Raw genomic sequence first — 24,045 nt, forward strand, 5'->3', positions numbered from 1 at the left:
TTTAAAACCTTCAAAGCTGTGCATTTTATTATAATGCACAGCTTTTTAACTTTTTCTAGTGTACAAGGTTAATTTTGACAGGCTGTAAAATATCCGTTTCATACCCTAGTTGGGTTAAGTATTCCAATCCATTTTGATTTGCAAATTTATTTGTTCCTTTCCAACCGTTTTTTTGTCCTTGCAGAATTAGTTCCCGAATATATTTTGGCTCATTAAGATTTACAGTATCTTCTATATTACGCATCCTGTTTATTAATTTAACACCCGATTTTAGAATTTGTCCCATAAAATAATGGTCGAGAGTTATAAAATCTATAGTTAAAGGTGTTGGCTTATATCCTTCTAAAAATACTTTTACAGTAAGTGTATTCGTTTGACTTTCTGAATTATATTTATCACTGACTATATATAAATACATCAAATTATCTATAACTATTTTTCTTAGTTTACTTTTCATTAATACATATTGACTTTATTAGTCCAAGAATTTAGATAAGTTTGATTTTAAATTTCGCATCAATAAATGTTAGCAACAGCAAAAATAAGCAGCACAAAATAAAACTTAGCATATTCAATTTCCAGTTTATTTTGAGTTCTTTTGTTGCATTTCGTACTAAAACAAAAAGAAACAAACAGACAAAAATTGAAATAGTGAGTAATCCTATTCCAAGCGAAAGCCCTAGCCTTCCTTCGTCGTTTGGACTTTTCAAATTTATCAATCCCGCTGCAAATCGCATTACAAGCGGAAAAAACAAAAAAGGGTAAATTTCAATTCGTTTATACCTGACTATCAAAAAGTAACACAAAATTGCCTGCAATACAGTAAATAATGGTCCTGCAAGGGTTATATAGTTTCTATGCCATTCCTGTAAATAAGATCCTGAAATTGGATTTGCCGTATTTAACGATACTGTCATTTTATTTCCAAGAAATTGTCCCATTCCCCAATGCGCTAATTCATGGGATATAGTACTTAAAAAAACGGCAACGAAAACTAAAAAAATGTATTTCAAATTTATGCTGTTGGTATTTTTTTCAATCATAGTTGGTGTTGTTTTTTTAATCTAATTTGGGGAATAATCTAAAAATTCATTTTCAAAATCATTTTAATTAAATAAAAACAATTATATTAACGCTATAACTATAACAAAAATTAAAACTTTTAGAAGTCAGAATTTCTGGTAACTTAGGTGTCCCAATTAAATAAAAATACAAATTAAAATGATAATTTTGCAAAAAAAACAGTAATGTTACAACCTATCAAAAACTACAAAACTTTATAAAAAAATGGTTAAAAACATACTCTTATTTTTGTTTTTTAGTTCCTTTCAATTTTCGTATGCTCAAATTACCTTAACTAATAATATCGGAAATACACTTATTAAAACTGATATGTATTCTTGTGAACGAGATGAAATTTGGTCGCGAATATTTAAGCTTTCTGATTTTGGCATAGCTCCTAACGAACAATTTATTATAAAATCCGGACAAGTAGGAATTAGTAAATCTGATAGTGGTTCAAGTTTTCAATTTTATATTTACAGTTTAGATGCAAGTTATCCTTCTTATACTTTTACCAGACTTCCTATAAAAGCACGGGGAGCACGTGGTTGGCAAAAAACGCCAGTAATTGAAGGAAATCCTAGAGTTATTCAAGTTGATTTTGACGAACCGGTAGTTATTCCTGCTGGCGTAGAAAGGATCATGGTTGCAATACAAAAAATTAAAGATTTCTACAATCCAGAACCTGGACAAATTTTTATAGCCGGTACACAACAAGATATTGGAGAATCATTGTATTATGGTTGCGATCCTTATAATTCTTTATCTCCTACTACAGATCTATCAATTCCAGTTCCTAATGCAAATTTTTTCATCAATGTTACTGGTGAAGCAGTCGACTCACAAATTATAGGAGAAAAAGTAAGGCTTTCTCATAATATTTGTGATGATGTAATAGAAACAGATATTCATTCTTGTTCTTCTTCAACTATATATTGGGCAAGGACTTTTACATTAAAAGATTTTGGAATATCCGACAACGAAGAATTTACTATTAATTCTGGTCAGGTCGCAGTAAATAAAACCGGATGGGGAGCAAATATTAATTTTAACATCTATAAAATAGACGATAATTTCCCCTCCTCTTTTTCCGAATTAGATTTAATAGGAAGCAGTCAGAAGAGACAGGTTCCACCAGCAATAAATCGTAATTCTGAAATTTTACAAGTAGATTTTAATACCCCAATAGTAATTCCTGCCGGTACAAAAAAAATTCTCGTAGAAGTTCAAAAAGGAATTGAATATGGCGAAGCATTAACTTTTATTGGAGGTACTGCCCAAGACAACGATGTTTCGTGGCAAAGAAATTGTACAAATTTACCTGGTCAGCCTACATTTAATGATGAATATGTACCTACTTCTGCTTTTGGTAAACCAAATGCTAATTTTTACATTAATGTAACAGGAAATGTAAAAAATGTAACCTCTCACTTCGAGATGAACTTCTCAAACATTTGTTCAGAATTTTTAAAAGAATTTAGTATTGATGATAAATCAAAAATTGCTTCCGTTATATGGAATTTTGGTGATCCTGCCTCCGGAACAACTAATACTTCTACAGACTTATCTCCTTTTCATGATTTTTCTGAAGATGGTAAATATATAATTACTGCAGTTGTAACGGCTAAAGATGGAACTGTAGAAGTTTTAACTGAGACAATTGATGTTACAGAGCCTCCTAAAGCTTACGGGATTAACAATATTTATGCATGTGAAGATAAATTCGGTACTGGTATTTCAACATCATTTGATCTATCAGGAATTACACAAAAAATTTTAGGTGGACAAATTGATAAAACTGTGACATTTATTGATGGTAAAGAAAAAAAATACAATTCATTACCTAGTCCTTTTACAAATACAGTGAGAGGTAGAGAATCAATTACAGTTAGAGTAAGTCATAAAAACAATTCATGTTGTTATTCAGAAACTAGTTTTGATCTAATCGTAAATCCATTACCTTATTTACCTGCCATAGTAGACATAAATACATGTGACGATAATTCAAATGGTTTTGCAGTATTTGATTTACAACCTTTAGTTAATTCAATAATAGGAATATCAACAAATTTAAAAGTAGAGTTTTATCATGAAAATGGTCAAAAAATACTAACCTCATTAAATTCTGTAAGTAACTTAGTAGCTAAGGAAGAAAAAATTAAAATAAAAGTAATCAATACGGATACAAATTGTTACAACGAATCTAACTTCAAATTAATAGTTAATTCATTACCTACCGCAAACATTTTAGATGAACTTATAGGCTGTGACGATAACAATGATGGTTTTTCTGAGTATTTTGACACTTCACATGTAGAAACCAATATTTTAGGAAATCAAGTTGGAATGAAAATTTCATATTTTGATTCTAATGGAAATTCACTACCCAGCCCACTCCCTAATCCATACACAAATACCACTAAAAACATTGAGGTAATAAAAGTAAGGGTTGAAAGTAAGATATCCGGATGTCAAACCGAAACTTCATTAGTTTTAAAAACTGCTTCTCAACCTCAAATCAATAAAATTTTAAGTAAATATTCTTGTGACGAAGGTAATGGTGTTGGTAGTTTTGATCTATCAAATATAGAAAAGGAAATTATAGGCAATCAATCAGGTTTAAAGGTTTTATATTTTAATAGTGAAGGAAAGTCATTACCAAGTCCTTTACCAAAATTATTCAACAATACCAGACCTTGGCTTGAAACTATAATTATTAGGGTAGAAAACACATTAAATAATTTGTGCTATTCTGAAACAAGTTTTGATTTAAAAGTAAATAGTGTAGCTAGTACAAAAATAGAAAAAACATATTATCTATGTGACCTACTACCATCAATGAAAATAAATATTGACAACAATTTTGACCATTACGAGTGGAAATTTGAAAATGGTACTATTATATCCAATACTTATGAGGCTATTCTAGTTAATGCTGGAAAGTATACATTAACAACTGGTAAAATTGAAAATGAAATATATTGTGAAAACAGTACCGAATTTAAATTAATACGCTCGACTCTCCCTGTTATTAAAGAAGTGAAATACAGTGAGTTGACTGATCATAATTTTATTGAAATTATTACAGAAAGTAATGGTGATTTTGAATATTCTATAGATGGAGTGAATTATCAAAACAGTAATTTATTCCAAAATATTCGAGGAGGAACTTATATTACTCACATTAGAGACAAAAATGGTTGTGGTAAAGATGCTAAAGAAGTTATTTTGATTGATTATCCCAAATTTTTTACCCCAAACAATGACGGGTACAACGATTTTTGGCATATCAATGATATAGAAAAATTTCAAAATTCAAAAGTAACAATATTTGACAGGTATGGTAAATTATTAAAAGAATTATCCGAAAAAGATCTTGGATGGAATGGATTTTATAATGGAAAACAAATGCCATCTGACGATTACTGGTTTAATGCTGAAATTAATAATAAGTCTATTTTTAGGGGGCATTTTTCTTTAAAAAGATAATAAGCAAATCACTTCCATAGTATATTTTTACATCAACATAGTACAAAAATATAATATATCAGAAGTTTGCACCACTATCTTAATAATTAATTAATGTTATTTCTTCACTATCAGGTTTTATTTTAGTAGATGTTTTTGTAAATTTGCAAAAAATATTAACAGTTATAGTAATCAGGATTTTAGTTCTGATTATCAATACTTTTTCGTTTTATCATGTACACTTACGTCAAACATTATGAAGCCTTCTCTACTTTATAAGTTACTAGTATAAGCTTTTTTAAGTTTACTACTACAATCATAGATTAAAAACAACACACACAAACCTCTACATTATTAAAACCCTACAATTAAACACAATGCTTAAAAAAAACAAAAACCAATTTTTAATATTTTTTCTTTTAAATTTATTTTTTTCCGTCAATTCATTTGCTCAGAAAAACTTTTATGCCGGAATTGAAATCGGACGCCGTGCAGTAAAAACTACAGTCCTTGATGTAAACAACATTAAAAAAGCCGAATATAAAATTGTTTACTTCTCCAATGACAGAATAGCTCTTGCAGACCATATTGCTGCCACTGGTGGAGTTCCAGAAGATGATATCAAAAAAGTAAGTAGTATAATTAATGAACAGTTGGCTAAAATTAGAGCCGATTATAAAATTCCCGAAGAAAACATCTTTATTGTAGCCGCTCCTGTTTTTGAATCAGCACGTAATATCGATGCATTGAGAAATAAAATTACTTCGTCAACAAGCAAGAGTCTTGACATCATTAGCGAAGATGAAGAAGCAAAAGTATTAGTAAAAGGTGCTATACCTCCGGCTGATTATGCTAACGCATTACTACTGGATATTGGTGGTCAAAGAACCAAAGGAGGTTATATCGATGTGCTTGCTGACAACAAATTAGAGTTTATTCCTTTAGAACTTGATTTTGGTACGATGACACTTACTGATGCCGTTAAAAAATCTGTTGCCAATCCAAACCAGGCAAACGACATGTCTACCTATCAGGAAAAATCTTTTGAATTTAATACTGTTTTACGCAAAAAAGTAAAAGAAATGGTAGATTCGAATCCGCTTTTAGCAAAAAAAGACAAAATATATTTGTCTGGCGGAGCTGTATGGTCTTTTGTAACCTTATACTTTAACGAAAGCGTTAAAGAACACTTTGTTCCTTTAACACTAGAAGATGTTATCAACTACGATGCAGTTCTTAAAAACAATTTTGTAAAGTACAGCAATCTTGCAAAAACAAACAAAGAAGCAGAGAGCGTTTTAAAAATTTATGACCAGTCATACCTGATCTCAGCAAACAATATTTTGTATTCATTTTTAGAAGGCTTTCCAAACTTAGCAACAAAAAAAGTATACTTTGCAAAAGAAGGACAAATTACATGGCTTCTGTCTTACGTAGCAGATCGTTCTAAAAAAGTAAACACTAATTTTTAAAACGTATACTCTTATACTCTAGTTATTCCAATTAGAATAAAGAAAGAGTTGAATCTTACTAATAAGATTCAACTCTTTTTGTTTATAATTCTAAAAGAAAATTTAGAATAATTTAATTCCAATAATCCCGGCAACGATAAGTGTAGCAGACAAAAGTCTAAATACATTTGAAGAATCACCAAAAAACAATATTCCAACCACAAGTGTACCTACTGCTCCAATTCCTGTCCAGACAGCATATGCGGTACCAATTGGAATTGTTTTTTGAGAATAAAACAACAAAGCTCCGCTAATTCCCATAGATAAAACTGCCGAAGCTATCCATACATATTTACTATTGTTATCTGACTGTTGCGCCATTTTCATACCCAATGGCCAGCCAATTTCGAAAATTCCCGCAATTACTAAAGCAATCCAATTCATTTTTTATAATTTAATATTGAATTGCAAAGGAACTCAATATAAAAAGTGAATTTTTTGATGTAGATCAAAATCAGTTACAGCTTTCTGATTCGGCTTAGCGTTTCTTGAGTAATTCCGAGATATGATGCAATATGTCCCAGATTAATTCGGTTTAAAAGATTGGGCTGCTGTTTTATTAATGTCTCATAACGTTCTGTAGCTGATTCTGTATGCAATGAAACAGCTCTTTCTTCGAGAATGATACAAACTTCTTCGGCTATTTTTCGTCCGATTAGATTTAGTTCCGGGTATAAACGATACAGTTCATTCAAATCATCTGATGAAATAGCATAAATTTCAGAATCCTCCAGAAATTGAATATTCTCAAATGATGGTTTATTGGCATAAATGGGCAAAATGGAACCAAAAATCTGGTTTTCTTCTCCAAACCAAGCGTTAACTTCTTTTTCATTTCTACGAAAATAAACGCGTATTATCCCCTTAGCAATTACAAAATAACTGGATAGATTTTGTCCTTCCTTCAAAAAGTGCTCATTTTTCTTTTTGAGAAAATAATTCGTTCGTCGATCAATCTCTTTTACTGCTTCATCACTAAGGTATCCATACTTACTTAGTTGCTGAATAAGTGGATTTCCGATATGAGCTTGATCTGTCATTTTTTATTGGTCTTATTAAAAAAGATATAAGTTCTGTAAAACACAACAAAGATCGCGAATACTATCGTTATCCAGGGATTAAAATCTATTTTATCAAGCTTTTATAAAATGGACAGTAAAATAGTAAAAGCTAAAAATAAGTATGCCGTAATTAATTTGTTTCTCTCTGTGATCATGATTTAGTTTTTGTAATTAAAATTACCATCTTATTTGATAAGGATATCTTTCATAGATCGTATTATCTTCGTTGATCGTAAATCCAAGTTTTGCATCTTCCCTGGCAGAAGTAAATAATCTTCTGGCTTCTTCTTCATTAATTCTCAATCTCGATAAGCATACTACTTTATAAAATTTCACATCTGAAAAATTGGGATAAATTTTTAATGCCTTATCAAATAAGATGATCGCCTCCTCCCATTTTCTTAATTCATATTTGGTAATACCATGATAAAACAAAGCTGTAGGATGTTCCAATCCTTTCCTATTATTGAATAAATCTTCATTGTACTCTTTAAATATTTTTTCAGCTTTCTCATATTCATTCAATTGCAAATAACACAATCCTGTATAAAATTTATAGGTATGATCCATAACATAATTGTTTCCGTATTTTTTAATACAATCCTCAAAATCATTAATAGCGTCACGGTAAGATTTACTAAAAATGCACTTTATAAAAGCTCTATACGGCTGATATCTTTGTGCGTCATATTGTACCGCTTTGTCAATAAACTGCATTCCTACTTCATATTTTCTGGCTTTAAAATAGGGCATTGCTTTTTGTTGCCATAAAGCAGCAATAGTGCTATCTTTTTTTAAACCTTCATCAAGGCAGCTTTGCCATTCATCCATCATAATACTATAATGATGACCTTCCGCACAATTAGTTACATATTCTGTTATTATAGCTTCTTGTTTCTTTTTTATTTCAGAATCTATTTGCGCATAAAGAAACTGGGAAATCGAAACTAAAATGATTAAAATTATATTTTTCACTGTAATTTGTATTTTTATTGAGATATGTATATTGTGTTATTCTTTAATTGAAATTAAAAAATATTCTGCATTTTTTTTTAATGCATCCTAAATAATTAAATCTGTCAAAATCATCATATCGAAATAAAATGTAATGCCGTTACATTTATTGAGTGATTATTTAGTTTCGATTTACGAACAGACTAATTTTATTTTTATAATTTTCGACATTTGTTTCATCAAGCAACATGCTCAAATGGTCACCTTTATATATTAATAAATTTCGCTTTGAAGTATCTTGCAAAACTATTTTTTGAGCATCTTCGAGATTTGTAATCTCGTCTTTACTTGCAACAAAAATTAAAATCTTTGATTTAATCTTACTCCATTCTTTAGAAAGATCATATTTGGTATCAACAACTATATCTCTTTTCTTTATTTGTTTTAATCTTTCTAAACAAGTATTTATATCATAAATACATCCTTCCGCTATAATAAATTCTGCATTTTCTCCCTGAAGTGCAATAGGTGTAACAATTGTTCCCATCGATAAAGCAACAATTCCCAAATTATTAATTCCTAATTCACTTTTACAATAAGATATAACAGTTTTCATATCTATAGCAAACTCTTCATAAAAAAGTCTATTAGAATTTATATTAAATGATGAGCTTTTTCCAAAACCTCTGTAATCAAACGAAATAACTGTAAATCCTAATTTTGTATAGAATGAAATAGAAGATAAATAGTAAGACATGTTACCGTAATCCCCATAGGCAAGTAAAATAGTTTTCGATTGACTCTTTTCTAACCTTTCTTGATTAGGTTCACAAATCCAAACACAAATTTTGACATTATTACGCTCTATAAATAATTCTTTGTATTCAATATTAACTTCTTTGGGAGTAGCTATATAATCCGCCTTTGGAGCAATTGCAAAGTTAATAAACGGATAAAACGTAAAAGGAACTAATAATAGTGATTTCATATTTTCTAAGTTTAAAGTAACATGTGGTGTTCTTTTGTTATACTCTGCCATTTTTTAGAAACTTCAAAATACTTTTCTCTTATCAAATTAAAGATTTCCTTCCCATGGTCAGTTAAAACGTTACTTTCACCATTGTAGAAGCTATTTATTATATCAAATCTATCCAAATCGTGAGCGCATTTGCATAAGTAAAAACCAATTCTTCCTAACACTTCTTTCTCTTGTCTCTTTTTGAATCTATTCTTTGCTAAAGAATTATCTAAGCACAAGAATATAGCATAATAGGTATAAAGTTCATGAAAAAGTGTGTATACAGTCTTATGATCGTTTAATTTAGTCAAGTCTTCAACCTTCTGTTCTTCATCTATAATAAAGATCATTTTTCGGTCATGAAGTAATGTCGTCAAAATAATATGTCCCGTTTGATGAGCAATATCATCAATAAAAAAGACCTCATCATATTCATCTTGATAAACATTCAGAAATGCAATTCCATGCGCTTGTGCACTTGAAAATGAATTTGTAATATTCGGATCTGTTTTAAAAAGCAATATTTTTTTACAACATTGCTCGATTAATTGAAAATGTTCATTTGAATCTTCTTTGATAAACAATAATGCATTCGTTAAATAAGATATATTTTTATCAAATAATGTACTGCCAAAAGTAATCTCAGAGTCAGAAATTAATCTTCCTGCTGTATCTGAAAAAACAGGTCGCAATAAATTGAATGAATGTTTTAAAATTTCAATATTTGTATCTTTGATCATTTCTATCGGCTCAAAAAATTCAGGTTCATCCTTTTTGAAATAGCCTAATTTTGGCAAATAAGTAATCTCTGTTTCGTAAAACAAATGATTAATTCTTGTTTCCTCTTTTTTAATAAAATAACCTTGCATTAATTCCCTCAAAAATTGATTTGTAAAAGCTTCTTCTCTTTTATAATTGAAGTAAAAAAACAATAAAGGTTCGAGAAACAATGTATCATCATCAATGTCAACTTTTGTTAAGATCTCCGGATCTTCTGTATAAATTAATAATTTTATTTTATTAATTATTTCTGTTTGACTAAAAGTAATGTTTAGCATGGAGGATATTTTTAATCTTGATTATAATATTGACATGTAATTCGTTCATTTATAACTTGTAAACATTCTGCTCTGTATGCAGCTACATTGGATACATTAAAATCGTTGCAGAATATCTTCCTTCGGTTTTGGCTTTTATAGTTGCACTTAGCATAGTAGCGCCATTTGCTACGTATTGATCTGTTACAACCATAAGATGAAAATGAGTGTGTTCTCTGTAGGAGACTACACCCTTAGGAAACGGATTTTTAACACTTTTAATTTCCTTTTTCTCCAAGAAACAGAGTATTTTTTCTGTACTTACACATTCCTCGATAATATTACTTACTATTTGCAATCCTTTGTTGTCGGTTATTTTCATAATTATATTCTTCGATTTAACACTTCAATGAAAAAAACCTATTTCAAAATTAACTTATAGGCAAGTAGAGATTGCGTAATCCATTTCTTCATGCAATTGTTTGCCGTAAGCATATCTCTTATTTCTGAAGTCAAAACTAGATAAACATGTTACCGGACGCAAACTAACGACATCGAAATTCAGGAATTTCGACATGAAATTCAGGAATTATATAGCAAGCACCATCTTAAAAAACTAGGAATGAGAAGGTTGAAAAAACAAGAAAATTCTAAGTTTTACTATGCCTTTGTAATACATTTTAATACTATTTTTGCAACACCCACGATGAAATTTTCTAAAAACGTACAAATCCTCTTTTGTACTAATCTTTTCTTTATCCTATTAAAGAGCCTAAACAAAAAATATCTTTTTTTTTGTTAAAAAGAGGGATGCTCAATTTTAAAAAAAATTGAATCCCATAAAACTTGGGATAGTTCTTCATTTGTAACTGAAAAAGAATAATATAGGTACTAATACTATTATGTAGATACAAATTAGCTCTGCTTATATTTGAATCTCAAAAACATCGTTTTTAAACAGAAATTAAATGACATGAACCAATTTAAATATTTTATTATTTTATTATTTACAGTACCCGCCTTCGCAACATATCAGTTCGATAAAATAAATACTGATACAATATCAAATGAAAAGCCACAAAAAAAAGATTTAAAAAAACTTTCTTATGATGATTTACATGATCTGTATTTTAATAATGTAGGTAATCCTAAAAAGCAAATGGTTTATACAAATATGTACATGGCGAAAGCTCAAAGTGAAAATAACAACATTAGAAAAGCCAAAGCTAATTATCAAATTGCTCTTTTATATTATAAAACAAATACAAAAAAAGCCATAATGTATTTGGATAGTGTAATTAAATATTCTCAAAACACTGGAGATAGATCTTTTCCAGTCGCTGCTTATTGCGAAAAAGCAGATTTCCTTAAAAAGCAGTTCAAGTTTAAAGAAGCTATGGCAAATTATAATGAGGCTGAGAAGATAGCGCTTAAAACCAATATCGATTACTATTATAAGGTCCGAGAATATATAGGTATTACTAAATCTGAGGACTTGGGTGAATATAATGAGGCTTTAGATATATATAAGGAATGCTATAATTATTATAAGAACAAAGATTTTAGAAGTCTAAAATACGCACAGGATTATCAAAGTATTATTTTCGGTCTGGCAGATTGTTTTAAATCTTTGCAGAATACAGATTCAACAACCTACTATAATAAACTGGGTTACAGAGAATCGGAAATAACCCAAAACGAAGAATATAAATATCTTTTTGTTTTAAACGAGGGAGCAAACCAAGTAATAGGCAAAAATTATAAAACAGGACTAGACAGCATTAAAAAAGCATTGCCAAAAATGATTAAATATGACAATATTGGCAATGTATTAGCAGCTTATTTTTATTTGGGAAAAGGTTATGATGGAGTAGGGAAAAAAACAATAGCCGCAGAAAATTTTATTAAAGTAGATTCTATCTATAAATCTAAAAAGGAAATAAGTACCGAGTTTATAGATGGATATCCGTATTTGATTTCGTACTATAAAAATTTAGGAGATAAAGAAAATCAATTAGAATGGATAATGACATACATGACTATTGATAGTACTTTACAAAAAAATTATAAAGAATTAAATAAATTGATACATAAAGAATACGACACACCACACTTACTTTCAGAAAAAGAAGATCTTATTATCTCTCTAAACGATGATAAAGTCAAAACATATTGGGGATTAGGAATTTTATTTTTAACCACCATTGGTGTAGGAACATTTGGAATATATCAATATCATCTCAAAAAAAAATACCGATCCCGATTCGAAAAAATAATAAAGGAAAAAATTACAATAAACAGTAATGAAATTAAAGAAAAAGAAATTGAAAGTACAGGTATAGCAGAGGAATTAGTAAATGCGATATTAGAAAAGCTGAATAGTTTCGAGAACAAAAAAGAATATCTGGAACCGAATATTACGGTACAAGTGTTATCAACCGCATTTGATACCAATAGTAAATATGTATCTAAAATAGTAAACGTTTATAAAGGAAAAACATTTATTCAGTACATAAATGATTTAAGAATAGAATATGCAATAAGCCAATTGCAGGAGAATAAAATACTTCGAAAATATACCATTCATGCACTTGGTTTAGAATTTGGTTTTAACAGCGCTGAATCGTTTTCGAGTGCTTTTTACAAAAAAGCAGGTCTAAAACCCACTTATTTCATTAAAGAACTAGATTGCAGCATAAATAATTAAATCGCTAAAAATCAAACAATTGCCCTTTTTAAATAACCTGAAATTCCTGAATTTCGACATGTTCAAAAAGTTTTTTACAAATTTTGCAAACATGAGATTCTATATTTGCTACCAAAAAAAAGAAAATCATGAAAAAGAAAAGCGAGAAAAAAGGAATGAAAAAATTTGAAATAGAAAAATTCGAAATAGCAAAATTAAAAAATTCAATTATTAAAAAAGGTGGTACTAAAAATGATAATCAAAGAGAAACAAATCATAATAATGGAGGCGGTTCATCCAATCGTTGTGGTCGTTAGTTTAATACTTAAAAACAAAAGACCATCTTAACTAAAATTTTTATGAAACAATTCTACATAATTCTTTTATTCTGTTACTTATTTAATGGTTGCAAAACTGTAAATAATTCTAATTATTCTAACATCAATTTTATCTCAAAAAAAGATCTGACAGACTCAGAACTACAAACCTGGTATCAAAAAGATTATGTACAGGATGGTATTCCCGGAATTTCTTTAGATAAGTGGTATAACCAAAACAAACAACCTAAAAAAAGTATTCCGGTTATTGTGGCTGTAGTAGATACTCAAATAGATTCACAGCATGAGGATTTACAGGGTCAATTGTGGATAAACACTAGAGAAATCCCTGATAATAATATTGACGATGATCAAAATGGATATATCGACGATATCAATGGATGGAGTTTTACAGGTACAAAAAGTGGTGGCTATGTAGTTTGGAATAAATATGAATATGTACGTATCATAAAAGAATGGCAACCTTTATTTAAAGATAAAAAGCTATCTCAAATTGACAAAAAAGATATTCTAAAATATCAGGAATATAATAGAGCTCTGAAAAAATTTGATGAAGAGAATGCTTATTATAAAAGATGGCTGAAATCGCTGAATTATGAAATTTCACTTTATCATACAGTAAAAGATACTTTAAAATATTTTTTTCCTAAAGAAGATTACAGCTATAAACAATTAGACAGTTTGTATCAGAAGTATAAAATTAATGATAAGAAATTTGGGCAAAGACGTGATGATAACGACAAAGATCTGGGAGCCCTCATCAACTGTAGGATGATTGGTATGGAAATGAATGACAAAACATTAGAAGACATAAAAGATAAACAATCATACCTTGATTCTATTGTAAATAAAAGTCTCAAAAAAGAATATAATGAACGGCTTCTTATTTACGACAATCCTCAAATTTTAGAAAAAGGATATGGCAATAATAATGTTAGTAATAATAAAGCAGGCCATAGAAAAATGCAGGATCACTGCACTAAAGTTGCAGGTATTATAGGTGCTAACAGAAAAAATGATATTGGTATAACAGGAATACTACAGGAAGTAAAAATAATGCCTTTAAACATTTCTCCTTTTGGAGAAGAACATGATAAAGATATTACTATGGCTATACGTTATGCTGTAGACAATGGTGCAAAAATAATAAATATGTCTTTTGGTAAAGATTTTTCTTTACATAATGAATGGGTTCAGGAAGCGTTTAAATACGCTGATCAGCACAATGTACTATTAGTTCACAGTGCTGGTAATGATGCTAATGATATTGACAAAATTGCTCGTTATCCAAATGACTCTAATCCAAACGATAAAACTGAATTCTGCTCTAATTTTATTACTGTAGGGTCTGTGACGCATAAATTAGACAGTACGTTTGTTTCTGATTTCTCTAATTATGGTAAGTATAATGTCGACTTATTTGCGCCGGGTGAGAAAATTTATTCAACAACAGAAAACAATTCTTATGAATCTGATTCTGGAACATCTTTAGCTGCTCCAATGGTTTGCGGAACTGCAGCTCTCATATGGACTTATTATCCTAATTTTAAAGTTAATGAAGTCAAATACATCATTTTAAATTCCGGAAATCAATTTAATCTAGATGTTTTAGTACCCGGCAAAGAAGATAAAAAAGTTCTCTTTTCAGAATTATCCAAATCCGGTAGGGTTTTAAATGTTTACAATGCAATGCAACTTGCAGAAAAAGTGAGTAAAAAGAAAAAATGAAAGAGCAGTATACAATTTCTTGTTTCTCAAAATATGTTGTTCGATTACCTTTATTTCCATTATCACTTTATTTAAATATATCCGAAAACTATTCTCGTAAAGGAATAATTAGTATTTACAAAAACCCTTTCATAAAAGAAAGCCTAAAGCTGGCATCGCCAGCTTTAGTAAAAGAATTGGATAAATGGGTTAATATAGAATCCACTATTGATAATGATAGTAAAACAAGATTTGAATTTACAATACTAAAATATTTAGCGCGCATTTCGTCACGATGTACTCCTTTTGGTTTGTTTACTGGTTCTTCTATTGGAGAAATTAGTCATGAGACTAATGTTGTTGTAGCAGCTAAAGAATATCATACTCGATTTTCTCAATTTGATATGGAATTTTGGGCTGCACTGTTACACAATATTTCAAATCAAAAAACTGCTATTCTTAATTTAAGATATATTCCAAACTCTTCAATTTATGAATATGGGGATTTTTTTAGGTATGTTGAGTACGAAACAATTAAAACAAAAAGAGAATACAAAATTACCGCACTGCGTAAGTCAGATTTGTTGCAAAAAATAAGGCAGGAAACAAAATCGGGTTTAACTGTAGCTGAAATTACTTCAATTATAGCAAAAAACACTTCCGAAGCAACAGCAGCTACACAATTTGTTCTTCAGCTTATAGATTTTCAATTTTTAGTAAGTGAATTAGATCCTACTGTAACTGGAAGTAATGAATATGAGGTTGCCTTGGAAATTTTAAAAAATATACCTGTTTTAAACAATGAATATCTTTTTCTTCAAAAAATTAAAAAACAGCTTCAAAGTTTAGATCATTCGCTGATTCCTTTAGAACAACAATATGAAAAGATTAAAAGTGCTATTAACGACAAAGGATTTGATTATGATGAAAAACATCTTTTTCAAACCGATTTAAATATAAGCACATCATCAAATACATTAAACAGTAACATTCCAAAAAAAGTAATTCAGGGATTGTATTTTTTAAATGGAATTCAACAAAAAAAACACGCTCCTCTTAAAGATTTCATCAAGGTATTTGCTGAAAGATACGAATCCAGAGAAATGCCTTTAATGCTGGTTTTAGATAGTGAAGCAGGAATAGGATATCCGCCGAATCACGACATGAATGATTCCCATGAATTATTAGAGGCTTATTCATTTAAATCTAAAAAAGAGAAAACCGAACATCAAATTTGGAATTCTTATGAATTAATTTTAGAAAAAAAACTGCAAGAATGTCTATTAAATAAAGGAAAAAAAATAGTCTTATCACAAACTGATTTTCCAGACTTTAATCCTGATTTAAAAAATATTCCAGCTACATTCTCAACTATAATTGAGGTTTATAATAACGAAAAAATAAGCGTTGAATCTTCTGGAAATGTAAGTGCAGCAAAATTATTAGGTCGATTTTGCAATGGAAATCCTGAGATTTATAAATTAACTGAAGAGATTATTACCAAAGAGAAAGTGTTTCATTCTGATAAAATTTTAGCTGAAATTGCGCATATTCCCCAAACAAGAACCGGAAATATTTTAAGAAGACCTATTCTGAGAGATTATGAAATTACTTATTTAGCCAATTCATTCGATAAAAACAAAAACAACATAGACTTAAATGATCTGTTCTTATCTGTCAAAGGTGATCGAATTTTACTAAAATCCAAGAAATTAAACAAAGAGATAATTCCGTGTTTATCTAACGCGCATAACTTTTCAAGTAATTCATTACCAGTGTATCATTTCTTATGTGCGCTACAAGAGCAGAATCTAAAACCTATTTTCAGTTTTACATGGGGAGTTTTAGAATCGCATTATAGTTATTTTCCACGAGTAGAACATAAAAACATTATACTCTCTAAAGCAAAATGGATTATCGCTAATACAGATATTAGTTCTTTTTTAGATCTGCAAAATAAGGTTTTATATGATTCTTTTTCAGAATGGAGAATAAACAAAGCTATTCCGCAATTGGTCAATTTGGTCGATTTTGACAACACCCTTTTATTGAATTTAGGTACTGAAGCTGGAATTCACCTATTTTTAAAATCAACTAAAAATAGCGAAAGAATTATTTTGGAAGAATTTTTATTTACAGAAGAATCCGTTGTAAAAGACATAAACGGGCAGAATTTTTGTAACCAATTTATAGTCCCATTTTATAAAGAAAGAGTTTAATGCAAAGAGATTTATGTTTAGGAAGTGAATGGTTGTATTATAAAATTTATACTGGTGTACAAACAACCGATTTTATTTTACTTGAAAAATTATATCCCATTATTTTAAAACTAAAAAAGAAACAAATAATACAACAATGGTTTTTTATCAGATACAAAGACACCGATTCGCATTTTAGAATACGTTTTTTAATAAAAAAACCAACTGATCTGTCAAAAGTAATTGCATCTCTATATCCCACTCTCAATACATTATTAAAAGAAAATTTAGTTTGGAAAATTCAAACTGACACTTATAAAAGAGAGTTAGAGCGATACGGAAAAAATACAATGAAAGATTCTGAATTTTTATTTTGGAAAGACAGCGAAATGATCATTCAATACCTTTCACTAAAAAACACATTTGAAAAGAAAGAAATTGCTGTTTTGTTTAGCCTCTGTTCCATTGACTCTTTTTTAAATTCCTTTTCTATTCCTGATTTAGATAAACTTGCCATTTTAAATAATTTACAAAGCTCTTTTAAAAAAGAATTCGAAGCAGATAAAACTTTGAAAAAAGAACTTAGTAAAAAATATCAAGAATTATCCAATGAAATAGTGGACTGTCTAACTACAAAAGTGAAAGATGATTTTCGGGATTTTTTCAATATTATTAATGATAAACACAATCAAATTTCAGATAGAACTTTACAAATTAAAAACAAAATTCAACTTCCGATTAATGATTTTCTTGCACATCATATACACATGATGCTAAACAGACAATACACTTCTAAACAAAGAATGTATGAAATGATTATTTACGATCACCTATTTAGATATTATAAAAATCTAAGTTATAAATCGATGTAACTATTTAATTTCCTAAAAACTCATGATCGGTTAATGTTTTCATGAATGCGATAAGATTTGTTTTTTCTTCTTCCGTAAGTGGAATTTTTCCGGCATTATCTTTAAAAATAGGATCCAGATTTTCAGCATCTATAACACCATTACTAAAATAATCCAATACCGATTTTAAGGTCGTAAACTGACCAAAACTGCCATAAGGAGCCGTAACTTCAATATTGCGTAAAGTAGGAACACGAAAGCTCATAAAATCTGCGGGGATTCCAGTAACTCTGCCACGACCCGCTTCGTTAGAATTGGTATTAATCGGAAAACCAATATTTCTGAAACTCTGATCTGTAAATAATTCTGTACGATGACAACTCATACATTTCTGCTGAAAGGTTTTATATCCTGCTGCTTCACTCTCTGTAAAAGCTTCACCTTGGTTTCGTTTTACCTTGTCATATTTACTATTGGTAGAAATCAAAGTATATTCAAACTGAGCGATACTTTTGTAAATTCTGTCTGGCGTAATTTCTTCATCACCAAACGCTTTTCGAAACAAATCTTTATAATCTGCATCTCCTTTTATTTTATCAATTACTTCCAAAATTGAAGAATCCATTTCTTCATGCGTGATAATTGGCACGAGAGTCTGAGTTTCGAGCTGTAGTTTGCTACCATCCCAATTATAAAACTTCATAAACATTAAATTCTGAATCGACGGCGTATTGCGAATTCCTATTCGTCCTTCAATCCCAATTGCTTGAGGATTATGATCTGCAAAACCGCTTGTCTGAATATGGCAAGTAGAGCAAGAAATTGTATTGTCTGTACTGAACCGTTTTTCAGAAAAAAGCTTCTCTCCTAATGCTACACCATATTTTGTTGGCTTATTTAAACTTACAAAGCTATTTACTTCTGGAAAATCTGCTGGAATATTTAATGAAATCTCCGGATTATCATAATAAATCGCTTCAGTATCGTCGTTACTACAAGAAGCTACTAACAATAAAATTGACAAGAGACTAAATATTTTTTTCATTGTAAAATTAATTTCAGGAAATTTTTAAAAAGCCGTCTGAATTGGATAATTCAGACGACTAATTTTCATCTTAGTTTTGTACACCACTAACAGAAAACATTCCGCTGATATCGCTTGAACCGTTTCCGCCAAGATTATCAACAAACTTTACCATTTGGGCTGCTGTATGAATATTTGGTGTTGCATTATTTCCCATTTCTGTTCCGGTAGATAAAGTAATCGTATTTATTTTTCCACTTAACATTTTATCAAAATCTGCATTGATTTTAATCTTAGGTGCATTATTTCCAACAACTGCATTTGTTGAAAGATCTAAAGTAATATCACGGTAAGCATTAACACCTTGCGTATAGTTTCCTTCAGATCCTGCAACAGTACTTCCTGTATGAATAGACATTGTTTTGTTATCCGTATCATAAAAACCTTCGATCTTTGTAAAACGGTATCCTGAACCCCATTCCCACATCATTTCTGTATCATTAGCTCCAGCTGCTGCATAAAAATTAGGGAATTTTACCTGATCCAATGTGTTTTGCTCTGGTTTGATTCCTAAACCAAATTTAATTTGTTTGTAAGTTGCTGATGGTACATTGCTCAAAACATAGCTAAGCGTTGCCACTTTTGCCTGATCTATAACCGTTGCTCCTTTATCTAAATCATTAATATTATATGGAACTTCACTTCCATCATCTTTGATAAGACGGATATTACTAATTACATATTTTAATTCGGAAAAATGATGGATTTGTCCCGCAGCTGACGTATTTGTAGTAGCTGAAGCTGCTGCAGCGTCCCCAAGTACGATAGTTGAACTTTTAAAAGTATTATTGAATTCTAACGTTACATTATTCGCTACAGGGCTATCATTGTCGTTTGAACAAGATACGAATGCCATTGCAGCGATTGATAGTAAAAGGTATTTCTTTAAATTTTGCATTTTGTTTATTTAAGTAATTGTATTCTCTTTTTTGTTAATCGGTCAATCTCCATTTAACAGTTAGGAGGTGGTACAAAAACTTCTAAAAAAGGCTCTAATTTGCCAAGACCTTTATAAATCGTTATTTTCTGAATATTTATGATTTTTGAAAATTCAACTGAAAATTCAATATTCGAAACTAAAATAACCTCTATTTTTTTAGTAATACTATTTAGTTCTAAATCACTAGTTTCTGATTTCTCTAATTTTTTTTTCACATGGCATTTACCATGGCATTGTAATTCAGGTTTGGCTTTATTAATACAAAACTCTTGCTCAATAGCTTTCTGATTTAGCTTAAAATGTACAATAATCAATGCCTGCTGGAAAGAAACCAACAGAAATAGCATTGTCATTATGATACTAAAAGCTTTTTTCATTTTTTTTTAGAAATTGAATTTTAAAGAGGTAAAAATATTACGTCCCATCCTAGGAATATTTCCCCAGTCGGCATAAGTACTGTAATATTCATTTAATATATTTTCGGCTCCAACTTGTACAACACTTTTTACCTTATTAATTTTAAAAGTATAATTCGCTGAAATGTTCCAAATAGTGTAAGCTGCTGTTTGATCTTCGCCGTATTCCGGACTGTATTTAATTTGTGCAAAATCTCCATTAACGGAAGTTTGAACACCAAAATTATTGTGCATAAAATGAAGCGAAGTCTGGTAACTCAACGGGCGAATAAAAGGCAAATTACCTCCTTTATCGTCTGTTCCTTTTGCGTATGTAAGCGTTCCTTTCCAATGCAGATGTTCTAATATGTCATAACTTGTATTCATTGACATATTAAAAAGTGTTGCGTTATCTAATGCCGTATATCCTTTTACACCAACAGATTGGTAATTCATTGGGCTTCCCATACTTAAAATTCGACCAATAATATAATTTTGAACGTAGAAATAATTTACTTTACCCTGAAGACTAAAACGTTCATTTTTGAATCCTGCACTAGCATTTCCTTCATAAGAAATTTCATTTTTCAGATTAGGATTTCCAATATAATCGTAACGATCAAAACTATTATAAATATAATATCCGTAGCCTTCTGAAACGGAAGGTGCTCTATGACCATAACCTGTTCCAACAGAAAAATTAAACTGATCGATCGTAAGCTGGTAACCCGCATTAAGGCTTGGCAGAAATCTCGTTTTTTCCTGAGGTGCTCCCGGATGAAAAATCCAGTTAAACTCTACATATTTCGAAAAATTGTAATTTACTCCCAAAGATCCACCCAAATTCACCTGACTTTTCTCTGATAAATCCCATGAATTATTCATTGAAAGTCCGGCATATTTTGTAGTTACCCAAGGCCAGCTGTACGCAAACATGGTGCGCTTACTTCGATCTTGCGGATACATTCGCATTTCTGCAATTGATAAATTATCGTAAGCATTTAATTGAATTTCAGATGAATAATCATTCCTTTTTAAATTCGCTTTAGAAACCAGTCCATAAGTAGTACTCCAGCCTGGCATATCCATGTGAACCAAATTTTCCGGACGAGTGGTATCATCCATATAATGTTCTATGGTATTGAAATAAACCTTACTATCAACAACTCTAACCAATCCTTCTTCAAACAATTGTTTGAACGAAGCTGATGTTATAAGGGCACGTGAAAGTGACAAATCCATTGGTAATGCAGGAAAACCAACATCTTTAGCCATATCAAAAATAGCATCTAATCGTACCGATGACAAATCACTTGTTTTGTAAGCCAATCCTAATGAAGTATTGAACTTTCTATATTGTGAATGTTTCACCACATCATTATTTCCATCTTTATAATTATCTGCTTTTCGATACGAAATACTACCGTCTGCAACGAATTTATTGCTGGAATACGAAACATTACCTAAGTTGAAAAATTGCTTATTGTTAATCTCAAAACCGCTTTGGTAAGCTCCGCTCCACTTTCTCTCTATGCTAAATGCAGTGTTTCTTCTTTTTAAATCAATACTTCCTGCAACTGTCGCACCATGAAGACTTCCTTCCTGCCCCGATTTTATATCAATTGCAGCCAGATTATTACTTTCTACGTAAGATGTTATCGGATCCATTTTATCTGTACAGGCGCCAAAAACATGCATACCGTCAATAGTTACAGTAGAACGCTCGGTACTCATATTATTAAGTAATGGTTCCCAAGCATAAGCTCCTCTTTTGATAAAACTTATATTATCTGATGAAGACAAAAATTCATCTACAGAAACGGCCATTTTCATTTCTGTTTCTATTCGTTTTTTAGTCGTATTTTTTATTGTTACTTCTTCTAAATTCTTGATACTGTCATGATGCGCGTGTGTATTTTGCGCCTTTACAGATATTCCCAAAAAAAGTACTATTATTAATAGGTATTTCATAGCTTTAGAATAGTGTATCAATATAAAGTTCACTTTTTGCTCCTTCTGTACCTGGCGTAAAATCTGTTGAAACTACAGTTCCTTTTACGATCAATCCGTTTTGATTCATCATAATCAAATTAAGAGTCCAATTTCCTGTCATGGTATAATTAACAACTCCATGATATAAACCATCATTTTGTTGTGTCAAGTCCTTATTATTTGGTGAAGAATGATTTCCCATTGATGGTTCCGGCATTCTCGGGTCCAACTTTAACGTATAACCATTTACTTTAGAATATGAAAATTGAGAAGCATCAGGAAAAGTTCCACCAACAGTAACAGATTTATTATACTTATAGATTCCAGCAACTAATGGATTTTCTGAAACTGTAGGTCTTTGAGGTGCAACAAGAGCAATAAAATACTGTTCACCATCTGTTCCAGTAAATGATGTCATATTCAGGTTTTTGTTACTCTGCTTTTCTACTGTAATATCTTTAGCAATATCATATTTTTGATTATCAGCCGTAAAACTAACGTACAATTTCCAATTTGCTGTAGCTGCACTTTCACTTGTAAAAACGGAATATCCGGCATAATATTTATTTACTGTGTCATAAGATAACGCATAATCATGCGGACACGAAGTAGCATTTTCAGTAGAAGTCAGTAGAGGCAGAAACGTCACCTCAGACGTATTTATTTCCTGATTGTTCTGAGCATTAATAACTTTAAGATGAAGTTCGTTATAGCCCTTATAAAAAGTTCCGTTTAAAGACTCAATACTAATTTTGTAGTTTCCGCTGGTAAATGTAGTAGTTTCTTTAAATTCATAATTTTCAGGAACTTCAGTTCCTAATTCAGCTTCGTAATCTGTTTTGTCAATAGTACAGGAAGTAACCACATAAAATAATGTGATTACTAAAATTTTAAAAGATTTCATTATCAATTAGTGTTTTGTAAACTGTTGAAATATAAGCATACTACCATTAGATCTGAATTTCAAATCCATGCCAAAATGCTGTAAAATAAAAACTATAAGTGATGGTATAATCGGAACAATAAATACTAAAATGTATTATCCGATTAATGAATGATGATTAGAAAAATCAGTATAACTAAAATTTGGAGTACTATAAGAAACTAACAACTATAAAGAATATTATTTATAATTGAGATAACAAAATTCATTATAGTATAGATCAATTCCAAAAACTAGAAATCAATCAAATATTATTCTACAAACTTAAAACTGAATTTTTAATCTAGATTAAATAGAGAGGAGGATGAAAAGTAAGATTAGAAGCTCCTATTGGCTTTTTTTCGAATAACATTGAAGCATTTTCTTTAACTTCTTTTACAACTACATAATTGAAGTTAATATCAGCTGTATTTTGCACATAAACAAGTTCTAATTTATCTTTTAGACTGTCTTGCATTCTTCTTTCGTTATCTGAATATTTTTTGATGCTCTTTTGAAGTTCGCATCGACCATTACAACTATTATAAGATAATTTACGCTGTACACAGATTGTTTTGGCAATCTCTTTCTGGTTTATTTTAAATGAAGCATATACAAACAAGCTGCCAAAGGATGGCGACAAAATTAAGATAGACAGTACTATGATTACTAATCGTTTCAATTGCTTGTTTTAGTGTATTTGAATGCAAAAATACGTCATTTTTACTTTTGTTTAAATGAAAATCGCTTCTTTATTTTAAAAAAATCTTATGATCTCATTAAACTTTTAAATTAAACTTGAAATCCCCCACAATTATCCA

21 protein-coding genes are annotated in these 24,045 nt (G+C 30.1%); 7 read left to right on the forward strand and 14 right to left on the reverse strand.

Annotated features, from left to right (window positions below; genetic code table 11):
* Positions 1-55 precede the first annotated feature (55 nt).
* The gene (locus tag B0A66_RS06605; RefSeq protein ID WP_089049064.1) at positions 56-457 is read right to left on the reverse strand and encodes a hypothetical protein; all 402 of its coding nucleotides are present in this window, start codon (positions 455-457) and stop codon (positions 56-58) included.
* A 31-nt stretch (positions 458-488) separates the two neighbouring features.
* Positions 489-1,043 (reverse strand): hypothetical protein, encoded by a 555-nt coding sequence (locus B0A66_RS06610; RefSeq protein WP_089049065.1) that lies wholly within the window; start codon positions 1,041-1,043, stop codon positions 489-491.
* Between the two features lie 244 nt (positions 1,044-1,287).
* On the opposite strand from B0A66_RS06610, the gene B0A66_RS06615 reads away from it, so the two are divergent.
* Together B0A66_RS06615 and B0A66_RS06620 are read left to right on the forward strand one after the other, a co-directional pair.
* A complete protein-coding gene (locus B0A66_RS06615; RefSeq protein WP_089049066.1) occupies positions 1,288-4,551 on the forward strand; it encodes a T9SS type B sorting domain-containing protein in 3,264 nt (1,087 codons plus the stop codon).
* A 356-nt stretch (positions 4,552-4,907) separates the two neighbouring features.
* The gene (locus B0A66_RS06620; protein WP_089049067.1) at positions 4,908-6,002 is read left to right on the forward strand and encodes a Ppx/GppA phosphatase family protein; all 1,095 of its coding nucleotides are present in this window, start codon (positions 4,908-4,910) and stop codon (positions 6,000-6,002) included.
* Positions 6,003-6,104: 102 nt separating this feature from the next.
* Here the strand turns inward: B0A66_RS06620 and B0A66_RS06625 are convergent, their stop codons facing one another.
* From B0A66_RS06625 to B0A66_RS06650, 6 genes are all read right to left on the reverse strand, one after another.
* A complete protein-coding gene (locus B0A66_RS06625) occupies positions 6,105-6,425 on the reverse strand; it encodes a DMT family transporter (protein WP_089049068.1) in 321 nt (106 codons plus the stop codon).
* Between the two features lie 74 nt (positions 6,426-6,499).
* Complete coding sequence (locus tag B0A66_RS06630) at positions 6,500-7,081, reverse strand: Crp/Fnr family transcriptional regulator (protein WP_089049069.1); 582 nt, start codon at positions 7,079-7,081, stop codon at positions 6,500-6,502.
* A gap of 198 nt (positions 7,082-7,279) precedes the next feature.
* A complete protein-coding gene (locus B0A66_RS06635; RefSeq protein WP_089049070.1) occupies positions 7,280-8,077 on the reverse strand; it encodes a tetratricopeptide repeat protein in 798 nt (265 codons plus the stop codon).
* Positions 8,078-8,237: 160 nt separating this feature from the next.
* On the reverse strand, positions 8,238-9,095 hold the full coding sequence (locus B0A66_RS06640; RefSeq protein WP_089049071.1) for an alpha/beta hydrolase family protein: 858 nt from the start codon (positions 9,093-9,095) through the stop codon (positions 8,238-8,240).
* The gene (locus tag B0A66_RS06645; RefSeq protein WP_089049072.1) at positions 9,056-10,132 is read right to left on the reverse strand and encodes a hypothetical protein; all 1,077 of its coding nucleotides are present in this window, start codon (positions 10,130-10,132) and stop codon (positions 9,056-9,058) included. The genes B0A66_RS06640 and B0A66_RS06645 overlap by 40 nt, the downstream gene beginning before the upstream one ends.
* An 82-nt stretch (positions 10,133-10,214) precedes the next feature.
* Positions 10,215-10,493 (reverse strand): hypothetical protein, encoded by a 279-nt coding sequence (locus B0A66_RS06650; RefSeq protein WP_089049073.1) that lies wholly within the window; start codon positions 10,491-10,493, stop codon positions 10,215-10,217.
* Positions 10,494-11,084: 591 nt separating this feature from the next.
* Between B0A66_RS06650 and B0A66_RS06655 the strand changes: the two genes are divergently transcribed.
* From B0A66_RS06655 to B0A66_RS06670, 5 genes are all read left to right on the forward strand, one after another.
* Complete coding sequence (locus B0A66_RS06655; RefSeq protein WP_089049074.1) at positions 11,085-12,818, forward strand: helix-turn-helix domain-containing protein; 1,734 nt, start codon at positions 11,085-11,087, stop codon at positions 12,816-12,818.
* A gap of 128 nt (positions 12,819-12,946) precedes the next feature.
* A complete protein-coding gene (locus B0A66_RS22825; RefSeq protein WP_165766589.1) occupies positions 12,947-13,114 on the forward strand; it encodes a hypothetical protein in 168 nt (55 codons plus the stop codon).
* A gap of 42 nt (positions 13,115-13,156) precedes the next feature.
* Positions 13,157-14,863, forward strand: coding sequence for a S8 family serine peptidase (locus B0A66_RS06660; RefSeq protein WP_089049075.1), 1,707 nt, complete (start codon positions 13,157-13,159; stop codon positions 14,861-14,863).
* Positions 14,860-17,061 carry a lantibiotic dehydratase family protein gene (locus tag B0A66_RS06665; RefSeq protein WP_089049076.1) on the forward strand — a complete coding sequence of 734 codons (2,202 nt, stop codon included), beginning with the start codon at positions 14,860-14,862 and terminating at the stop codon, positions 17,059-17,061. Before B0A66_RS06660 ends, B0A66_RS06665 begins: the two co-directional genes overlap by 4 nt.
* A complete protein-coding gene (locus tag B0A66_RS06670) occupies positions 17,061-17,912 on the forward strand; it encodes a thiopeptide-type bacteriocin biosynthesis protein (RefSeq protein ID WP_089049077.1) in 852 nt (283 codons plus the stop codon). The genes B0A66_RS06665 and B0A66_RS06670 overlap by 1 nt, the downstream gene beginning before the upstream one ends.
* Before the next feature lie 4 nt (positions 17,913-17,916).
* Here B0A66_RS06670 and B0A66_RS06675 read toward each other — a convergent pair whose 3' ends face one another.
* The 6 genes from B0A66_RS06675 to B0A66_RS06700 all read right to left on the reverse strand — a co-directional run bounded on the left by B0A66_RS06675 (position 17,917) and on the right by B0A66_RS06700 (position 23,906).
* Positions 17,917-18,936 carry a cytochrome-c peroxidase gene (locus tag B0A66_RS06675; protein ID WP_089049078.1) on the reverse strand — a complete coding sequence of 340 codons (1,020 nt, stop codon included), beginning with the start codon at positions 18,934-18,936 and terminating at the stop codon, positions 17,917-17,919.
* 70 nt (positions 18,937-19,006) lie between these two features.
* Positions 19,007-19,873: an MbnP family protein gene (locus tag B0A66_RS06680; protein WP_089049079.1), complete on the reverse strand. Its 867-nt coding sequence runs from the start codon at positions 19,871-19,873 to the stop codon at positions 19,007-19,009.
* Between the two features lie 53 nt (positions 19,874-19,926).
* Complete coding sequence (locus B0A66_RS06685) at positions 19,927-20,292, reverse strand: hypothetical protein (RefSeq protein ID WP_089049080.1); 366 nt, start codon at positions 20,290-20,292, stop codon at positions 19,927-19,929.
* Between the two features lie 6 nt (positions 20,293-20,298).
* Entirely contained in the window at positions 20,299-22,281 is a 1,983-nt protein-coding gene (locus B0A66_RS06690; protein ID WP_089049081.1) for a TonB-dependent receptor plug domain-containing protein, read from the reverse strand.
* Positions 22,282-22,285: 4 nt separating this feature from the next.
* On the reverse strand, positions 22,286-23,206 hold the full coding sequence (locus tag B0A66_RS06695) for a hypothetical protein (RefSeq protein WP_089049082.1): 921 nt from the start codon (positions 23,204-23,206) through the stop codon (positions 22,286-22,288).
* A 322-nt stretch (positions 23,207-23,528) separates the two neighbouring features.
* The gene (locus B0A66_RS06700; RefSeq protein WP_089049083.1) at positions 23,529-23,906 is read right to left on the reverse strand and encodes a hypothetical protein; all 378 of its coding nucleotides are present in this window, start codon (positions 23,904-23,906) and stop codon (positions 23,529-23,531) included.
* Between the last annotated feature and the right edge of the window lie 139 nt (positions 23,907-24,045).

It is taken from the genome of Flavobacterium hercynium (genome assembly GCF_002217285.1).
GTDB lineage: Bacteria > Bacteroidota > Bacteroidia > Flavobacteriales > Flavobacteriaceae > Flavobacterium > Flavobacterium hercynium.

What these genes read in the sequence shown, in the direction of transcription:
- B0A66_RS06605 (WP_089049064.1), bottom strand. Translation starts at nt 457, where the DNA reads ATGAAAAGTAAACTAAGAAAAATAGTTATAGATAATTTGATGTATTTA.
- B0A66_RS06610 (WP_089049065.1), bottom strand. Translation starts at nt 1,043, where the DNA reads ATGATTGAAAAAAATACCAACAGCATAAATTTGAAATACATTTTTTTA.
- B0A66_RS06615 (WP_089049066.1), top strand. Translation starts at nt 1,288, where the DNA reads ATGGTTAAAAACATACTCTTATTTTTGTTTTTTAGTTCCTTTCAATTT.
- B0A66_RS06620 (WP_089049067.1), top strand. Translation starts at nt 4,908, where the DNA reads ATGCTTAAAAAAAACAAAAACCAATTTTTAATATTTTTTCTTTTAAAT.
- B0A66_RS06625 (WP_089049068.1), bottom strand. Translation starts at nt 6,425, where the DNA reads ATGAATTGGATTGCTTTAGTAATTGCGGGAATTTTCGAAATTGGCTGG.
- B0A66_RS06630 (WP_089049069.1), bottom strand. Translation starts at nt 7,081, where the DNA reads ATGACAGATCAAGCTCATATCGGAAATCCACTTATTCAGCAACTAAGT.
- B0A66_RS06640 (WP_089049071.1), bottom strand. Translation starts at nt 9,095, where the DNA reads ATGGCAGAGTATAACAAAAGAACACCACATGTTACTTTAAACTTAGAA.
- B0A66_RS06645 (WP_089049072.1), bottom strand. Translation starts at nt 10,132, where the DNA reads ATGCTAAACATTACTTTTAGTCAAACAGAAATAATTAATAAAATAAAA.
- B0A66_RS06650 (WP_089049073.1), bottom strand. Translation starts at nt 10,493, where the DNA reads ATGAAAATAACCGACAACAAAGGATTGCAAATAGTAAGTAATATTATC.
- B0A66_RS06655 (WP_089049074.1), top strand. Translation starts at nt 11,085, where the DNA reads ATGAACCAATTTAAATATTTTATTATTTTATTATTTACAGTACCCGCC.
- B0A66_RS22825 (WP_165766589.1), top strand. Translation starts at nt 12,947, where the DNA reads ATGAAAAAGAAAAGCGAGAAAAAAGGAATGAAAAAATTTGAAATAGAA.
- B0A66_RS06660 (WP_089049075.1), top strand. Translation starts at nt 13,157, where the DNA reads ATGAAACAATTCTACATAATTCTTTTATTCTGTTACTTATTTAATGGT.
- B0A66_RS06665 (WP_089049076.1), top strand. Translation starts at nt 14,860, where the DNA reads ATGAAAGAGCAGTATACAATTTCTTGTTTCTCAAAATATGTTGTTCGA.
- B0A66_RS06670 (WP_089049077.1), top strand. Translation starts at nt 17,061, where the DNA reads ATGCAAAGAGATTTATGTTTAGGAAGTGAATGGTTGTATTATAAAATT.
- B0A66_RS06675 (WP_089049078.1), bottom strand. Translation starts at nt 18,936, where the DNA reads ATGAAAAAAATATTTAGTCTCTTGTCAATTTTATTGTTAGTAGCTTCT.
- B0A66_RS06680 (WP_089049079.1), bottom strand. Translation starts at nt 19,873, where the DNA reads ATGCAAAATTTAAAGAAATACCTTTTACTATCAATCGCTGCAATGGCA.
- B0A66_RS06685 (WP_089049080.1), bottom strand. Translation starts at nt 20,292, where the DNA reads ATGAAAAAAGCTTTTAGTATCATAATGACAATGCTATTTCTGTTGGTT.
- B0A66_RS06690 (WP_089049081.1), bottom strand. Translation starts at nt 22,281, where the DNA reads ATGAAATACCTATTAATAATAGTACTTTTTTTGGGAATATCTGTAAAG.
- B0A66_RS06695 (WP_089049082.1), bottom strand. Translation starts at nt 23,206, where the DNA reads ATGAAATCTTTTAAAATTTTAGTAATCACATTATTTTATGTGGTTACT.